This is a genomic window from Spirillospora sp. NPDC046719, assembly GCF_040645715.1.
GTDB lineage: Bacteria > Actinomycetota > Actinomycetes > Streptosporangiales > Streptosporangiaceae > Spirillospora.
The window spans coordinates 1-14,565 of the sequence record NZ_JBEYYT010000231.1 but is presented as its reverse complement, the minus strand read 5'-3'; the positions used below and the strand labels follow the sequence as shown (position 1 = coordinate 14,565).

The 14,565-nt window shown below is 74.5% G+C and carries 14 protein-coding genes and 1 pseudogene; 6 read left to right on the top strand and 9 right to left on the bottom strand.

Annotated features, from left to right (window positions below; translation table 11 throughout):
• Positions 1 to 267: 267 nt before the first annotated feature.
• Positions 268 to 1,062, bottom strand: coding sequence for a trans-aconitate 2-methyltransferase (locus ABZ914_RS31525; RefSeq protein WP_500197656.1), 795 nt, complete (start codon positions 1,060 to 1,062; stop codon positions 268 to 270).
• Positions 1,063 to 1,229: 167 nt separating this feature from the next.
• On the opposite strand from ABZ914_RS31525, the gene ABZ914_RS31520 reads away from it, so the two are divergent.
• Positions 1,230 to 2,012, top strand: a complete 783-nt coding sequence (locus tag ABZ914_RS31520; RefSeq protein WP_500197655.1) for a patatin-like phospholipase family protein — start codon at positions 1,230 to 1,232, stop codon at positions 2,010 to 2,012.
• A complete protein-coding gene (locus ABZ914_RS31515; RefSeq protein ID WP_500197653.1) occupies positions 2,012 to 2,614 on the top strand; it encodes a Maf family protein in 603 nt (200 codons plus the stop codon). The genes ABZ914_RS31520 and ABZ914_RS31515 overlap by 1 nt, the downstream gene beginning before the upstream one ends.
• Here ABZ914_RS31515 and ABZ914_RS31510 read toward each other — a convergent pair.
• Together ABZ914_RS31510 and ABZ914_RS31505 are read right to left on the bottom strand one after the other, a co-directional pair.
• Positions 2,604 to 3,254 (bottom strand): response regulator, encoded by a 651-nt coding sequence (locus tag ABZ914_RS31510; RefSeq protein WP_387023095.1) that lies wholly within the window; start codon positions 3,252 to 3,254, stop codon positions 2,604 to 2,606. The two genes, ABZ914_RS31515 and ABZ914_RS31510, sit on opposite strands and share 11 nt — an antisense overlap.
• Before the next feature lie 13 nt (positions 3,255 to 3,267).
• Positions 3,268 to 4,455 (bottom strand): sensor histidine kinase, encoded by a 1,188-nt coding sequence (locus ABZ914_RS31505; RefSeq protein ID WP_500197651.1) that lies wholly within the window; start codon positions 4,453 to 4,455, stop codon positions 3,268 to 3,270.
• A 257-nt stretch (positions 4,456 to 4,712) separates the two neighbouring features.
• Between ABZ914_RS31505 and ABZ914_RS31500 the strand changes: the two genes are divergently transcribed.
• Complete coding sequence (locus ABZ914_RS31500; protein WP_500197650.1) at positions 4,713 to 5,978, top strand: RNA-guided endonuclease InsQ/TnpB family protein; 1,266 nt, start codon at positions 4,713 to 4,715, stop codon at positions 5,976 to 5,978.
• Positions 5,979 to 6,028: 50 nt separating this feature from the next.
• Here ABZ914_RS31500 and ABZ914_RS31495 read toward each other — a convergent pair whose 3' ends face one another.
• Positions 6,029 to 8,212, bottom strand: a complete 2,184-nt coding sequence (locus ABZ914_RS31495) for an MMPL family transporter (RefSeq protein ID WP_500197648.1) — start codon at positions 8,210 to 8,212, stop codon at positions 6,029 to 6,031.
• 202 nt (positions 8,213 to 8,414) lie between these two features.
• On the opposite strand from ABZ914_RS31495, the gene ABZ914_RS31490 reads away from it, so the two are divergent.
• From ABZ914_RS31490 to ABZ914_RS31480, 3 genes are read left to right on the top strand one after another with little or no spacing between them, the layout of a single operon-like run.
• Entirely contained in the window at positions 8,415 to 9,335 is a 921-nt protein-coding gene (locus tag ABZ914_RS31490; RefSeq protein WP_433148083.1) for a zinc-binding dehydrogenase, read from the top strand.
• A 32-nt stretch (positions 9,336 to 9,367) separates the two neighbouring features.
• A complete protein-coding gene (locus ABZ914_RS31485) occupies positions 9,368 to 9,802 on the top strand; it encodes a nuclear transport factor 2 family protein (RefSeq protein ID WP_500197647.1) in 435 nt (144 codons plus the stop codon).
• Between the two features lie 50 nt (positions 9,803 to 9,852).
• Positions 9,853 to 10,341 carry a MarR family winged helix-turn-helix transcriptional regulator gene (locus ABZ914_RS31480; RefSeq protein WP_190854555.1) on the top strand — a complete coding sequence of 163 codons (489 nt, stop codon included), beginning with the start codon at positions 9,853 to 9,855 and terminating at the stop codon, positions 10,339 to 10,341.
• Between the two features lie 37 nt (positions 10,342 to 10,378).
• On the opposite strand, the gene ABZ914_RS31475 is transcribed toward ABZ914_RS31480, so the two are convergent.
• The 5 genes and pseudogenes from ABZ914_RS31475 to ABZ914_RS31455 all read right to left on the bottom strand — a co-directional run.
• Positions 10,379 to 11,491, bottom strand: coding sequence for an amidase (locus tag ABZ914_RS31475; protein WP_500197645.1), 1,113 nt, complete (start codon positions 11,489 to 11,491; stop codon positions 10,379 to 10,381).
• Between the two features lie 57 nt (positions 11,492 to 11,548).
• Positions 11,549 to 13,324 (bottom strand): ABC-F family ATP-binding cassette domain-containing protein, encoded by a 1,776-nt coding sequence (locus ABZ914_RS31470; RefSeq protein ID WP_500197644.1) that lies wholly within the window; start codon positions 13,322 to 13,324, stop codon positions 11,549 to 11,551.
• A gap of 42 nt (positions 13,325 to 13,366) precedes the next feature.
• A complete protein-coding gene (locus ABZ914_RS31465; RefSeq protein WP_500197642.1) occupies positions 13,367 to 13,612 on the bottom strand; it encodes a hypothetical protein in 246 nt (81 codons plus the stop codon).
• 75 nt (positions 13,613 to 13,687) lie between these two features.
• Positions 13,688 to 13,831, bottom strand: a complete 144-nt coding sequence (locus tag ABZ914_RS31460) for a hypothetical protein (protein WP_190854563.1) — start codon at positions 13,829 to 13,831, stop codon at positions 13,688 to 13,690.
• 137 nt (positions 13,832 to 13,968) lie between these two features.
• Positions 13,969 to 14,565: pseudogene (locus tag ABZ914_RS31455) on the bottom strand (4-(cytidine 5'-diphospho)-2-C-methyl-D-erythritol kinase); the annotation flags it as partial.

Here is a 14,565-nt window from a genome sequence, read left to right as displayed (position 1 = left end):
GGGGGGGGCGCCCTGGGGGGGGGGGGCGTGGGGGTTGGCCGGGGGGCCCGCCCCCCCGCGCGCGGGGGGGGCCGCGCGGGTTGGGGCGGGGCCGCCCCCCGGCAGGGGTCGCCGGCATCGGGTCGCGAAGCCGGGGTTCGGTGCCGGGCCGGGCGGTCTGCGATCATGTGCGGGTCGCGTCCGCGCGGCCTGGATGCCGCCCGCCGGCCGAGCTGGCACACCGCAGGGGAACGAGTCGCTTCCCTCGGCCGGCGGGCGGCACCCCGTCTAGGGGGCGTGACGTGTGGCGATCACGAACACTCTCCTGAACGGGAAGACGGTGCCGTAGGAGCGGCGGGGGTAGGCGTCGCGGAGCCGGTCCCGGTAGGCGGCGAGGAACTCGCCGGCCTCGTCCGGCGGGAGCGCGGACAGCACGGGGCGCAGCGCGGTGCCCTTCACCCATTCGAGGACGGGGTCGTCGCCGCTGAGGACCTGCATGTAGGTGGTCTCCCAGGCGTCGACGGCGCATCCGTGGCGGGCGAGGCGGTCGAGGTAGCCGGCGGGGTCGAGGACGGGGTCGTCGCGGACGGTGCCGGCGAGGCGGTCGCGCCAGCGCGGGGAGCGGCACAGCTCGCGGAGCAGGACGTGGCTCGGCGCGTCGAAGTTGCCGGGGACCTGGAAGGCGAGGCGCCCGCCGGGGGCGAGGGCGTCGACCCAGCGCGGCAGCAGGTCGAGGTGGCCGGGGACCCACTGCAGGACGGCGTTGGAGACGATCAGGTCGACGGGGCCGTCGGGCCGCCAGTCGGCGACGTCGGCCACGTCGAAGGAGAGCCGTCCGGGGATCGCGTGGGCGCGGGCGGCGGCGATCATCTCGGGGGAAGAGTCGAGGGCTCGCACGACCGCCCGGGGCCAGCGGCCCGCGAGGGTCGCGGTGAGCTCCCCGCTCCCGCACCCGAGGTCGACGACGTGCCGGGGCTCGATCGGTCCGAGCCGGCCGACCAGTTCGGTGAACGGCCTGGCGCGCTCGTCGCCGTAGACCCCGTACTGCGCGGGGTCCCACACGGCCTCAGCTTGTCTCGACATCAAGAGACATGATGCCGCGCCCATATCTTGATGTCAAGAATCTTGTCCGCCGCCGCGCCGGACCGGTCGACTGACGGATGCCGGGCGCGGCGCGCGCTCCGTAGCGTCGGCGGCACGGCGTCCGGCGGAGGGTCCGGCGCGGCGCCCGGCGGAGAGGGAGTGGGCACGTGAGCTGGGGACTGGTGCTGGGTCCTGGAGGGCCGGTCGGGACGGCGTGGCTGGCCGGGCTCGCCGCGGGGCTGCGGGAGGCGGGGGTCGACCCGGCCGGCGCGGGGACGATCGTGGGCACGTCGGCGGGCGCGATCGCGGGGGCGATGATCGCGACCGGCCGCGACCTGGCGGCGGTCGCGGAGCTGCCCCCGGCGAACGGCCCGCGCCCCGCGCGGAATCCGGCGGAGATGGAGCGGATGTTCGGGCTGATGCGCGATCCGGCGCTGGAGCCCGACGAGGCGCGCCGCCGCGTCGGACGGCTGGCGGCGGAGGCCGAGGCGCTGCCCGCCGAATGGCACCGCAAGCGAATGGAGTTCCTGGTCGGGACGGACACGTGGCCGGAGGGCCGGCTGCTGGTCACGGCGGTGGACGTGGCGTCCGGGGAGCCCGTCGTCTGGGACCGGGCGAGCGGCGTGCCGCTGTCGGCGGCGGTCGCGGCGAGCAGCGCGGCGCCGGGCCACGCCCGTCCGATCGAGATCGATGGGCGGCTCTACATGGACGGCGCGTTCGGCGGCGGCGCGTGGCCGTGGCTGGCGCGGGACGAGGCGAAGGTCGTGCTGATCGAACCGCTCGCGCACATGTCGGACGGCGCGGGGGGCGACGTGCGGATCGTCCCGGACGACGCGGCGCTGGAGGCGTTCGGCGGCGACGTGGGCGACGTGAGCCGGTGGGCGGAGTGCTACCGGGCGGGCGTCCGGCAGGCCCCCGACGCCGCGCGGCTGATCGCTACTGTGGCCTGATGCGGAAGGTGGTGCTGGCGTCGGCGTCGACGGCGCGGTTGCGGATCCTGCGGGAGGCGGGCGCGGACCCGCAGGTCGTCGTCAGCGGCGTCGATGAGTCGAAGATCGCGGCCGGGTCGGTCGCGGGGCTGGCGCGCGCGCTGGCGAAGGAGAAGGCGGGCGCGGTCGCGGACGGCGTCGCGGACGCGATCGTGATCGGCTGCGACTCGCTGCTGGAGGTGGACGGGCGCGCGTTCGGCAAGCCCGCGTCGGCGGAAGAGGCCGCCGCGTGGTGGGGGGCGCGGCGCGGCGTGACCGGCGTCCTGCACACCGGGCACTGCGTGGTCGACACGGCCTCCGGGCGGGACGCGCTGGAGGTGGCGAGCACCCGGATCCGGTTCGGCGACCCGTCCGACGAGGAGATCGCCGCGTACGTCGCCACGGGCGAGCCGCTGCACATGGCGGGCGCGTTCACGCTGGAGGGGCGCGGGGCCTGGTTCATCGACGGGATCGACGGCGATCCCGGCACGGTGATGGGCCTGTCGCTGCCCCTCCTGCGCCGGATGCTGGCCGGTATCGGGGTTCCGCTGACCGAGCTGTGGCCGGTCCCGTTCACCGCTTGAGCAGGCCGCGCTCCATCGCGACGACGACCGCGCGGGTGCGGTCGCCGACGTCGAGCTTGGCGAACACGCGGAGCAGGTGCGTCTTCACCGTCGCCTCCGCGATGACGAGCCGCCGCCCGATCTCGGCGTTGGACAGCCCGTCCGCCACCGCGTTCAGCACCTCCGCCTCCCGGGCGGTGAGCGCGACGGGCGCGGGCTGCCGCATCCGCGCGACGAGCCGCTGCGCGACGCGCGGGGCGAGGACGGTCTCGCCGCGCGCGGCGGCGCGCACCGCGTCGGCGAGCTGCTCGCGGGTGGCGTCCTTGAGCAGGTAGCCGACGGCGCCCGCCTCGACGGCGCGCTCGATCTCCTCGTCGGTGTCGTAGGTGGTGAGGATCAGCACGCGGGTGCCGGTGCGGCGGGCGAGGATCTCGGTGGTGGCGGACACCCCGTCCAGCACGGGCATCCGCAGGTCGACGAGCGCGACGTCGGGCCGGAGCCGCTCGGCGAGGCCGACCGCCGCGCGGCCGTCGCCCGCCTCGCCGACGATCTCGATGCCGGGCTCGCCGGCCAGCAGCGCGGCCACGCCGGCGCGCATCACGGTGTGGTCGTCCACGAGGATCACGCGGACCGTGCCGTCGTTCGGGGTGCGGTCGTTCACGGGGTGCCGCCGTTCATGGGGTGCTCTCGCGGGGAAGCAGGGCGAGGACGCGGGTGCCCTCGCCGGGGGCGCTGGTGACGGTGAGCAGGCCGCCGAGCTCGGCGAGGCGGCGGCGCATCCCGTCCAGCCCGAACCCGCCGAGCGCGGCGCCGGGCGCGAAGCCGCGGCCGTCGTCGGTGATCTCCAGCTCGACGCCGTGCGGATGCGCGGCGAGGACGACGCCGACGGTGGTGGCGGCGGCGTGCTTGCGGACGTTCGCGAGCGACTCCTGGGTGCAGCGCAGCAGCGCGACGCGGGTCGGCTGGTCGCAGCGGACGTCGGGCAGGTCGGCGTCGACGGTGAGGCCGGTGTCCTCGGCGAACCGGTCGAGGGTGCGGCGCAGGGTCGCGGCGATGGAGCCGGCCGCGACGCCCTCGCGCGGTGCGGAGCCGACGAGGACGCGGGCCTCGGCGAGGTTCTCGCGGGCGGTCCGCTCGATGGACGCCAGCTGCCGGGCGCTCGCCTCCGGGTCGGTGCCGATGCCCGCGCGGGCGGCCTCGGCGAGCACGACGATGGACGCCAGGCCCTGCGCGAGGGTGTCGTGGATCTCGCGGGCGAGCCGCTCCCGCTCGTCGGCGGCGCCCTGGCGGCGCTGCGCCTCGGCGAGGCGCCGCTCGGCGTCCTCCAGGTCGGCGGCGAGGAGGCGGGCGCGCTCGGACTGCCGGTCGACGACGCGGGTCATCCAGATCCCGACGAGGATGCTCGCGGCGTAGCCGGTGAGGGCGGCGACCGAGTTGCCGGTGACGAGCGCCCCGTCGGGGTGCTTCTGGACGGCCATGCCCGCGACGGCGGCCGCGGTCGCGGCGCCGCTGAGGGCGATCGCGCGCCGCGGGCCGCCGCCCTGGATCCAGAAGTGCGGGAGGGACACGATCAGCAGGGACGCGGTGCCGTCCGCGAGGTAGGACACCGCGCCGATGCCGGCGGTCAGCACGCCGAGGAACGTGTACCGGCGGACGGCCGCGTTCCCCGGGAACGTCCCGGTGATCGGATGGCAGACGGCGAGCAGGGCCAGCAGCGCGAGCGTCCCGGACCGGATCCCCTCGCTGCGGTCCCAGGCGGCGATGCCCGGCGGGACGAGGCCGAAGCAGATCCACAGGGCGGTGTACCAGCGGCGCAGCGCCCGTGCCTGGAGCCGGTCGTCGTGCTGTGGCCGTCGCTCCATCAGCAGCTTCCCGCGACAGAATCCGTGCCGTTGGTTAGTCGGGGGACCGCCTTTCCGGCGCTCGTGCGAAGCGCCGCTCGACCTTCGGTCACACCGATCCTTCCCATTTTGTACACGAGTGCACACGGAGCGTGTCTAGAGTGGTGGCGTTGTCTGGGCCGGGCACTATCCCAGGGTGCGGCACTCCTGGACCGTCCGGGAGAGAAGGCAGTTGAACGGTGGTGGCGGCTAGTGGCACGGAGACCAACACCGACCAGGTGTTCCCGTCCGTTGACCACCCTTCCGAAAAGGGGGGATCGGCGGTGAGACGGGCTTTCAAATTCCTTCTCCGTCCCACAGTCCGCCAAGAGCAGGCTTTGCGAGAGATGCTCGCCGACCACCGGTCGCTCTACAACGCCGCGTTGCAGGAACGCCGGGACGCCTACCGGCACCCGTCCAAGACCAGGATCCGCTACGGAGACCAATCCGCTCAACTCAAGGAGATCCGCACGTTTGATCCCGAGCGTCAGGGGCGCTGGTCGTTCTCCTCCCAGCAGGCCACATTGCGCCGGTTGAACAAGGCGTTCGAGGCGTTCTACCGCCGTGTCAAGGCCGGGCAGGCGCCCGGCCACCCGCGGTTCAAAGGCGTCGGGCACTTCGACACGGTCGAGTTCCCCCGGGACGGCGACGGCTGCCGCTGGGGCTCCACCCCGCACGACCTCCACACCCGAGTCCGCCTGCAAGGCGTCGGGCACATCCGGGTGCACCAGCACCGCCCGGTCCGGGGACGCGTGAAGACGATCAGCGTGAAGCGGGAAGGCCGCCGCTGGTTCGTGATCTTGGCCTGCGACGACGTCCCGGTGGAGCCGCTGCCGTGCACCCGGTCCGTCGTCGGCATCGACATGGGTGTGACGCACCTGCTCACCACGTCCGACGGCGAGCACGTCCACAACCCGCGCTTCCTGGCATCGATGGCCGAGGCGCTCGCCGCCGCGCAACGCCACCTGGACGCCTTCCCCAAGAACACGAAGCGTCGAACGAAGAGACATCGCGCAGCGGCGCGCAAGGTCGCCAAGTTGTACACCAAGATCCGGCGGCAGCGTCTGGACCACCATCACAAGACCGCCTTGAAACTCGTACGCGACCACGACGTCATCGTGTACGAGGACCTCAACGCCGCGGGCATGACCAAGGCGCCCACTCCTATACCCGACCCGGAACAAGAAGGGGCGTTCCTGCCCAACGGGGCCGCCGCCAAAGCGGGTCTGAACCGAAGCATCCTGGACGCGGGTTGGGGGCTGTTCCTGGGAATCCTGGCGGACAAGGCTGAAAGCGCCGGTCGCCGCGTGATCCTGGTGAATGCCCGCAATACCTCTCGCACCTGCCCGCCCTCCGCCGGAGGTTGCGGACACGTGGCCAGGGAGAACCGCCCCACGCGAACCAGATTCGAGTGCACCGCGTGCGGATTGACCGCTGACGCCGACCACGTCGGGGCCTTGAACGTTCTCCATCGGGCCGGGCTGGTCCGCTGTACGGCGGCTTAGCCGCCGTTGCAGGAAGCCCGCTACTTCGGGAGTGGGCGGAGTCACGCCGGTCAGCCTACTTTCGCGGGGGCGGGCGCCGAGACGGCGGCGGGCGCCGGCCGGGACGGCCACCAGGTCCGTTCGCCGAGCAGCAGCATCAGGGCGGGCAGCACCACGATGCGGATGACGAACGCGTCCACCAGCACCGCCACGGCGAGCGCGAAGCCCATCTGCTTCATCTCGATGATGTGCAGCGGGATGAAGCTGGCGAAGACGGTCACCATGACGAACGCGGCGCTGGTGACGACGCCGGCGGAGCGTCCGATGCCGTCGAGGACGGCGGTGCGGGTGGAGGCGCCGGCGAGCCGCGCCTCCCGGATCCGGCTGATCACGAAGACCTGGTAGTCCATGGACAGGCCGAACAGGATCACGAACAGGAACAGCGGGACGCGGGAGCCGATCGTCCCGGTGGAGGTGAAGCCGAGCAGGCCCTCCGCCCACGTCTCCTGGAACGTCAGGACGAGCAGGCCGAGTGCGGCGCCGGCCGACAGCAGGTTCAGCAGCACGCCGACCGCGCCGAGGACCACGGACCGGAACGCCCACACCGTCATCCCGAAGGTGACCAGCAGCAGCGACGCAATGATGAGCGGCATCTTCTGCTTCTGATGGTCGGGGTAGTCGGCGTAGCGGGCGACGTCGCCGGTGACGGCGACCTTGACGCCGGGCAGCCTGCCGACCGTGGCGGGGACGTAGTCGTCGCGGACGCTCTTCAGGGACGCGACGGCGGCCGGGTCGCTGACGTAGTGCGGGACGGGCAGTTCCAGCAGGCTGGTCCGGCCGTCCTGCGAGACGCGGAGCCGGGACGTCCCGGACATGCGCGGGTCGTGCTGCGCGCGGCGGCCGAGGTCGCGCAGCGCGTCCGCCACCTCCGCCCGGCGCGCCGGGCCGGCCTCCACGACGACCTGGTGCATGGCCTTGAGCTCGGGGAACGCGGCGTTGAGCCGGTCGTAGACCTGCATCGCCGGGATGGTGCGGGGATGGGTCTCGCGGCCCATGTCGGTGAGCTTCATGCCGAGGAGCGGCGCGGTGAGCGCGAGCATGACCAGCAGGCCGACGGCCAGCGTGGCGGCGGGGTGCTTTCCGGTCGGCCGCAGCAGGGCGCGGGTGATCCGCCCGCCGGACTCGGAGCGCGTCCCGCGCACCCGCTTGCCGCGCCGGATCCGGCGCTCCCGGCGGCTCTCCGCCCACTGGCCGAGCTTGGCGAGCAGCGCCGGCAGGACGGTCAGGGAGCTGAGGACGGCGACGACGGTGACGACGATCGCGCCGGTCGCGATGGAGGAGAAGATCACGTCGTCGGCGAGGTACAGCGTGGCGCTGGAGACGGCGACGGCGATGCCGGAGACGACCACGGCCCGCCCGGACGTGGCGGCGGCCAGTTCCACGACGGCGGCGGGCGACAGCCGGCCGCCCGACCGGGCGCGCTCCTCGCGCTCCCGCTTCAGGTAGAAGAGCGTGTAGTCGACGCCGACGGCCATGCCGATGAGCAGGATGACGTTGGTGCCGACGCCCGCGTCCGGGAAGACGTGCGAGGCCAGCATCGACAGCCCGACGGCCGCGGCGATCGAGGACAGCGCGAGCAGCAGCGGCACCACGGCCAGCGCCACCGACCCGAACACGACCAGCAGCGTGACCAGCGTGACGGGCAGCGCGATCACCTCGGTCCGCGACAGGTCCTGCCCGCGCAGGTGGTCGACGCCCTTGCTGACCGACGGGCCGCCCGTCTCCTCGACCCGCCCCCCGGGGTGCGCGGCCTGGACCTGCGCGGTCTGCGCGATCAGCGGCGCGACGTGCTTCTTGCCCTCCAGCTCGGGGCCCCGCATCGTGACCTGGACGCGGACCGCCGTCCCGTCCGCCGCGCGGATCGGCGGGGACACCGACGCGACCTCGGGCAGCCGCGCCATCCGGGCCGCGGCGTCGCGGGCGGCGGCGTCCGCCTGCGCCGCGTCCAGGCGGCCCGCGCCGGGCTTCGCCGTGATCAGCACCTGCTCGGCCGGCTTCTGCTCCAGGCCGCCGCGGGCGGCCATCGCCTCGGCGCGTCCGGCCTCGCCGATCCGGAAGTCGGCGCTGGTCGCCGCGTGCCCGCCGACCGAGATGCCGATGCCGAGGCACAGCGCGACGAACAGGAACCAGCCGGCGATCGCCCGCCAGGGGTGCCCGGCGCTCCACCGGGCCATGCGCACAGGAAGATCTCTCATGCCCGAAATGCTCGCGCCGCGGCCCCCTCCGGCATGAGCCCCGACCGGCTGAACCTCCCGTCCACCGACCGGTGGACAAGGGGCGACAACCGGCGGTTGTCGTTCCTGCTCAATGGCTGTTGGACCGGGGTGTTCGGGGTGCGGTCCACTGGGTCCACCGCACCGGTGAGGGGTCACCGGGGCAGGGACGCGAGGAGGGATCGTGAAGGCACTCGTGCCGACCGGCGACGCGCGGGAGGCGGTCGCGTTCGCCGACGTCGACGAGCCGGAGCCGCGCCCGGACGAGGCGCTGGTGAAGGTGGCGGCGTTCTCGGTCAACCGCGGCGAGACGTTCCAGCTGGAGGGCGACCGGCCCGGCTGGCGTCCCGGCAAGGACGTCGCGGGCCTGGTCGTCCAGGCGGCGGCCGACGGGTCGGGCCCGGCGTGCGGGACGCGGGTCGTCGGGCATCCGCCGTCGGCGGGCTGGGCCGAGTACGCGGCGGTGCCGGCCGGGTCGCTCGCGGAGCTGCCCGCCTCGGTGCCGGTGGAGACGGCGGCGGCGCTGCCGCTGGCGGGCCTCACCGCGCTGCGGCTGCTGCGCGCCGCCGGGCCGCTCGCGGGACGGACGGTCCTGCTCACGGGGGCGTCCGGCGGCGTGGGGCACTACGTCACCGAGCTGGCCGCCGCGGCGGGCGCGGAGGTCACCGCGGTGTCGGCGACGCCGGAGCGCGGGCGGCGGCTGGCGGAGTTCGGCGCGACGGTGGTGCCGGACGCGGCGTCCGCGGAGGGCCCGTTCGACCTGGTGCTGGAGTCGACCGGCGGCCGGGCGTTCCCGGACGCGCTGGCGCGGCTGCGGCGCCGCGGCACGCTGATCTGGTTCGGGCAGGCGTCCCGGACGCCCGTGACGCTCGACTTCTTCCGGTTCTTCGACGGCCCGGAGTCGGCGACCATCCGGCACTTCCACTACGAGGACGCCGACACCGCGAACGCCGACGACCTGGCCGTGCTGGTCCGGCTCGTCGCCGGCGGGCGGCTGCACCCGGAGATCGGGCGGTCCGCCGACTGGGCGGAGACCGCCGCCGTCCTCGCCGACCTGCGCGAACGCCGCGTCCGCGGCAACGCCGTCCTCACCATCGACCGCTGAGAGCACCGACCACTGAAAGCAAGGAGACCGAGATGAGCACCGAGACCCAGAAGACCGCCGGGACCGGGACGACCCCGAAGGACGTCGTGGTCCGCTACGTCCGGGCCGTCGCCGACGGGGACCTGGCGACGATCAGGGAGAGCTTCGCCGAGGACGCGACCTGGACCTACCCCGGCGACCTGCCGCTGAGCGGCACCTGGAAGGGCCGGGACGCCATCGTGGACGACTTCCTCGGGGCCGCGACCGGCGGCCTGTTCAAGCCGGGCACCGCGCCGGAGGTGGCGCTGGTCAACGTGATCGCCGAGGGCGACCAGGTGCTGGCCGAGTGGACGGCGAAGGGGATCACCCGGTCGGGCAGGATCTACGACAACCGGTGCGCCGGGATCTACGTGGTCCGGGACGGGAGGATCGTCTCGGTGAAGGAGTACGCCGACACCCAGCACGTCGAGCGAACCCTGTTCGGCTAGTGGCGACCGGCCGCAGGTCCCTCGATATCAAGACAGGTTAGGCTTGCGGCATGGAGGATGAGGTCGACCGGCTGGTCGCCGCGTGGCAGGCCGAGCGCCCGGACCTGGACGTCCGGCCGCTGCAGGTCCTCAGCCGGGTGTCCCGGCTGGCCCGGCACCTCGACCGCGCCCGCCGCGCCGTGTTCGCCGCCCACCAGGTGGAGTCGTGGGAGTTCGACGTCCTCACCGCGCTGCGCCGGGCCGGCTCCCCCTACCAGCTCAGCCCGGGGCAGCTGCTGCGCGCGACGCTGGTGACGTCCGGCACCATGACCAACCGCATCGACCGGCTCGCCGCCGCCGGCCTGGTCGAGCGGCACCCCGACCCGCAGGACAAGCGCGGCGTCCAGGTCCGCCTCACCGAGGCGGGCCTGACGCGCGTGGACGCCGCGTTCGCCGACCTGCTGGGCCGCGAGCAGGCCATCCTGGAGGCCCTCACGCCCGAGCAGCGCGAGACCCTGGCCGTCCTGCTCCGCACCCTCCTGATCCCCTTCGACGCGTGATCTCCGCAGGAAGGGGCTCCGGCCGCTGGTACCCGCCTCAGGCGAGCGCCTCTTCCAGTGCGGCGGCGACGGCGCAGAGCCGCTCCTCGCCGCCCGCCGGGCCGATCAGCTGCACGGACGCGGGGAGGTGCGAGCCCGGCAGCGGGACGGGCAGCGCGAACGCCGGCAGCCCCGCCACGTTGACCGGCCCGGTGAGCATCGTCAGCAGCAGGTCGTCATCGCCGCCCGGCGGCTCCGGCGCGACCCCGGCCAGCACCGGCAGCGCGAGCACGCCGTGCCGGTCCAGCAGCGCGTCGAACTCCGCCCGGACCGTCTTCTGGAGCTGCTCGGCCCACGGGCGCCTGCCCGCCGCGGCCTCCTTCAGCACGTTGAGCCGCCGGTACATCCGCTCGCTCACCTTGGACGGGTCGCCGAGCAGCCCGCCGTTCCGCGCGTACGCCTCCTCCCCGACGAACACGCCGTTCGCGAGCGCCGCGTCCTGGAAGTGCTCGCAGGTCTCGTCGGTGATCGGGCCGAGCCGGCGGAGCGCGTCGTCCACGGCCGCGTCGATCGCCGGGTCCACGTTCGGGACGCGGAGCCGCCCGACCGTCATGCCGGGGTCGTAGGCGTCCGGGGCGAAGCCCGGCTCGATCAGCCGCATGCCGGTGACGACGGCGGCGACGTCGCGGCCCATCGGCCCGACGGTGTCGAGCGTCGGGGAGAGCGGATAGACGCCGTCCAGCGGGACGCGCCCGTGGGTCGTCTTCAGCGACGCGATCCCGCAGCACGCCGCCGGGATCCGCACGGACCCCGCGGTGTCGGTGCCGAAGGCGACGTCCGCCTCCCCGCTCGCGACCGCGACCGCCGACCCGCTGGACGACCCGCCCGGCACCCGCGACGGGTCCAGGGGGTTCACCGGCGTGCCCGACCACGGGTTGACGCCGTCGGCGCCCAGGCAGAACTCGGTGAGGTTGGCCTTCCCGACGATGCGGGCGCCCTGCGCGCGCGCTGACGCGACAACGGGCGCGTCCGCCGCCGCCGGCGCGGCGCGCTCGGCCACCGCCCGGCTGCCCGCCGTGGTGGGCAGCCCGGCCACGTCGATGGCGTCCTTCACCGCGAGCCGCGGACCGTCCCCCGGCGCGTCGTCGATCTTCACGATCCAAGTCGTCATTGTCGGATCATGGCGATTCCGGACGCCGAGCACCAGGGGTCCGGACGATCCGAGGTCTCAGTCGACGTCCTCGGCGAGCATCAGCCACTCCTCCTCGACCCGGGCCGCCTCCGCCTGGATCTCCTTCAGCCGCCCGTCCAGCTCCTGGAGCCTGACGAAGTCGGTGGCGTGCGCGGCCAGCTGCTCGTGCAGCTCCGCCTCCTGGCCGGACAGCTTCTCCAGGCGGCGTTCGAGCCGGTCCAGCTCCTTGCGGACCTTCCAGTCCTGCCCGCCCTTCGGCTTCGGCGGCGCGGCGGCGGGCGCCTCCTGCGCGCGCGCCTGGGCCGTCCGGGTCAGGGCCGTTCCGGCGGCGCGGCGCTCCAGGTACTCGTCGACCCCGCCCGGCAGCATCGACACCCGCCCGTCGCCGAGCAGCGCCACCACGTGGTCGGTGATGCGCTCCAGGAAGTACCGGTCGTGGCTGACGACGACGAGGGTGCCGGGCCAGCCGTCCAGCAGGTCCTCCAGCTCGGTGAGCGTCTCGATGTCGAGGTCGTTCGTCGGCTCGTCGAGTAGCAGCACGTTCGGCTCGCCCATCAGCAGCCGGAGCACCTGCAGGCGGCGCCGTTCACCGCCCGACAGGTCCCCGACGGGCGTCCACTGCCGGTCCCCGGCGAACCCGAGCCGCTCCAGCAGCTGGCTCGCCGTCCACTCCCGCTTCCCGACCGTGATGCGGCGGCGGATCTCCTCCACCGACTCCAGCACCCGCCGGGACGGGTCCAGCTCCTCCAGGTTCTGCGACAGGTGCGCGAGCTGGACGGTCCTGCCCCGCACGACCTTCCCCGACACCGGCGTGACCGAGCCGTCCAGCAGCCGCAGCAGCGTGCTCTTGCCGCTGCCGTTGACGCCGACGAGCCCCACCCGGTCACCGGGGCCGAGCCGCCACGTCATCCGCTCGAAGATGTCGCGGCCGTCGTCGCCGACCCGCACGGTGACGTCCTCGATGTCGTACACGGTCTTGCCGAGCCGCGCCGTCGCGAACGTCGTCAGCTCCACCGAGTCGCGCAGCGGCGGCTCGTCGGCGATCAGCGCCTGCGCCGCGTCCACCCGGAACTTCGGCTTGGACGTGCGGGCCTGCGGGCCGCGCCGCAGCCACGCCAGCTCCTTGCGCAGCAGGTTCTGCCGCTTGGCCTCCGTCGCCGCCGCGATCCGGGACCGCTCCGCCTTCGCCAGCACGTAGGCGGAGTAGCCGCCCTCGTACCGCTCGACGCGGCCGTCCACGACCTCCCACGTGCGGTCGGTGACCTCGTCGAGGAACCAGCGGTCGTGCGTGACGATGAGCAGCGCGACCCGGCGGTCCTTCAGGTGCCGGGCCAGCCACGCGATCGCCTCGATGTCGAGGTGGTTGGTCGGCTCGTCCAGCATCAGCAGGTCCGACTCGGGGACGAGCAGCCGCGCCAGCGCGATCCGGCGCCGCTCCCCGCCGGACATCCCGGCCAGCGGCGCGTCCAGGTCGACGTCGGCGAGCAGCCCGGCCAGGACGTCGCGGGCCCGGGTGTCGCCCGCCCACTCGTGCTCGGCGCGGTCCCCCAGCACCACCGACCTGACCGTGGCGCCCTCCGGGAACACGTCCCGCTGCGTCAGGTACCCCAGGCGCAGGCCCCGCGCGTGCGTGACGCGGCCCGCGTCCGGCTCGACCTCGCGCGCCAGGACCTGCACCAGCGTGCTCTTGCCGCCGCCGTTGCGGCCGACGACCCCGACCCGGTCGCCCTCGTCCAGCCCGAGGGACACCGCGTCCAGCAGCGGCTTCGGCCCGTACGCCTTCGCGACGTTCTCAACGTTGATCAGATTCACGACGCCGTCCAGCCTATTGCCCCGTGCGCACCGCCCGTGCGGTCAGCCCTGGGGCGGGGCGGGCGGGCCCTGCGGCCCCGGCTGCCCCGGCTGCCCGTAGGGCGGCTGCGGCGGGAACTGCGGGTTCGGCGGATACGGGGCGTTCGGCGGATACGGGGCGCCGGGCGGGCGGTACGCCGAGTCCGAGCCGCGCTTCCGGGCGCTCACGGAGACGATCACGACGACCAGCACGGCCAGGCCGGCGAGCACGAGGAGGGCCAGGACGATCAGCAGCGAGAGGGCGGCCATACGGCTTCCTGAGTTCGGGGGACGCGGCGCGGGCGCGTGCGGGCACGCGTGGCGCGCCGGAGCGCCCGCCTGGCCTCAGCGTAGCGGGGGACGGCGGGAGGAGATCGCCGCGTCGGGGGCGTCGCGGCGGATCGCGCGGTCGCGGCGGACGGCCCGGACGGCGAGAGTCGCCATCATCAGGACGGCCACCAGCCCCAGCAGCCCCGTCAGGTACGTCATCGCTCCACCTCGTCGCGGAATCGGCGTCATTGATCAGGACGCCGCCGAGGCGCGCGGAGTTCGCTTGTGTGCCGAGAGCACACACCGTGACGCTACCGGCACGTCCCGACGAGGAACGCGCCGCCGCCCCGCCGGGGTCAGAGCACGGTCGCGCCGGGCACCGGGCCCTGCGCCCGGACGATCTGCTCGGCCACCCCCGCGCCGTCCAGCGCCGCGGCGAGGTCGGCGGCGTCCTCGTCGGTCTCGGCGAGGAACGCGCAGGTCGGGCCCGACCCGGACACCAGCGCGCCGATCGCGCCGAGGTCCCGCCCGGCGTTCAGGGTGCGGGCCAGCGACGGCCGCAGCTCCAGCGCGGCGGGCTGCAGGTCGTTGGCGAGCGCGGCGCCGAGCGCCTTCGCGTCACCGGTCGCGAGCGCCGTCATCAGGTCCTCCGCGACGGACGGCCGCGGGGCGCTCTCCCCCGCCGCCTCCCGCAGCCGGTCGCACTCGGCGTAGACCTCGGGCGTCGACAGGCCGCCGTCCGCCGCCGCGAACACCCAGTGGAAGGTGCCGCGGGTCAGCGCCGGGGTGAGGCGCTCGCCCCGCCCCACGCCGATCGCGGTCCCGCCGAGCAGCGCGAACGGCACGTCGCTGCCGAGCTCGGCGCCCATCTCCATCAGGTCGTCCCGCGTCAGCGCCGGCCGCTCCCGGTCGTCCCACAGCCGCGCGCACGCGACCAGCGCGGCGGCCGCGTC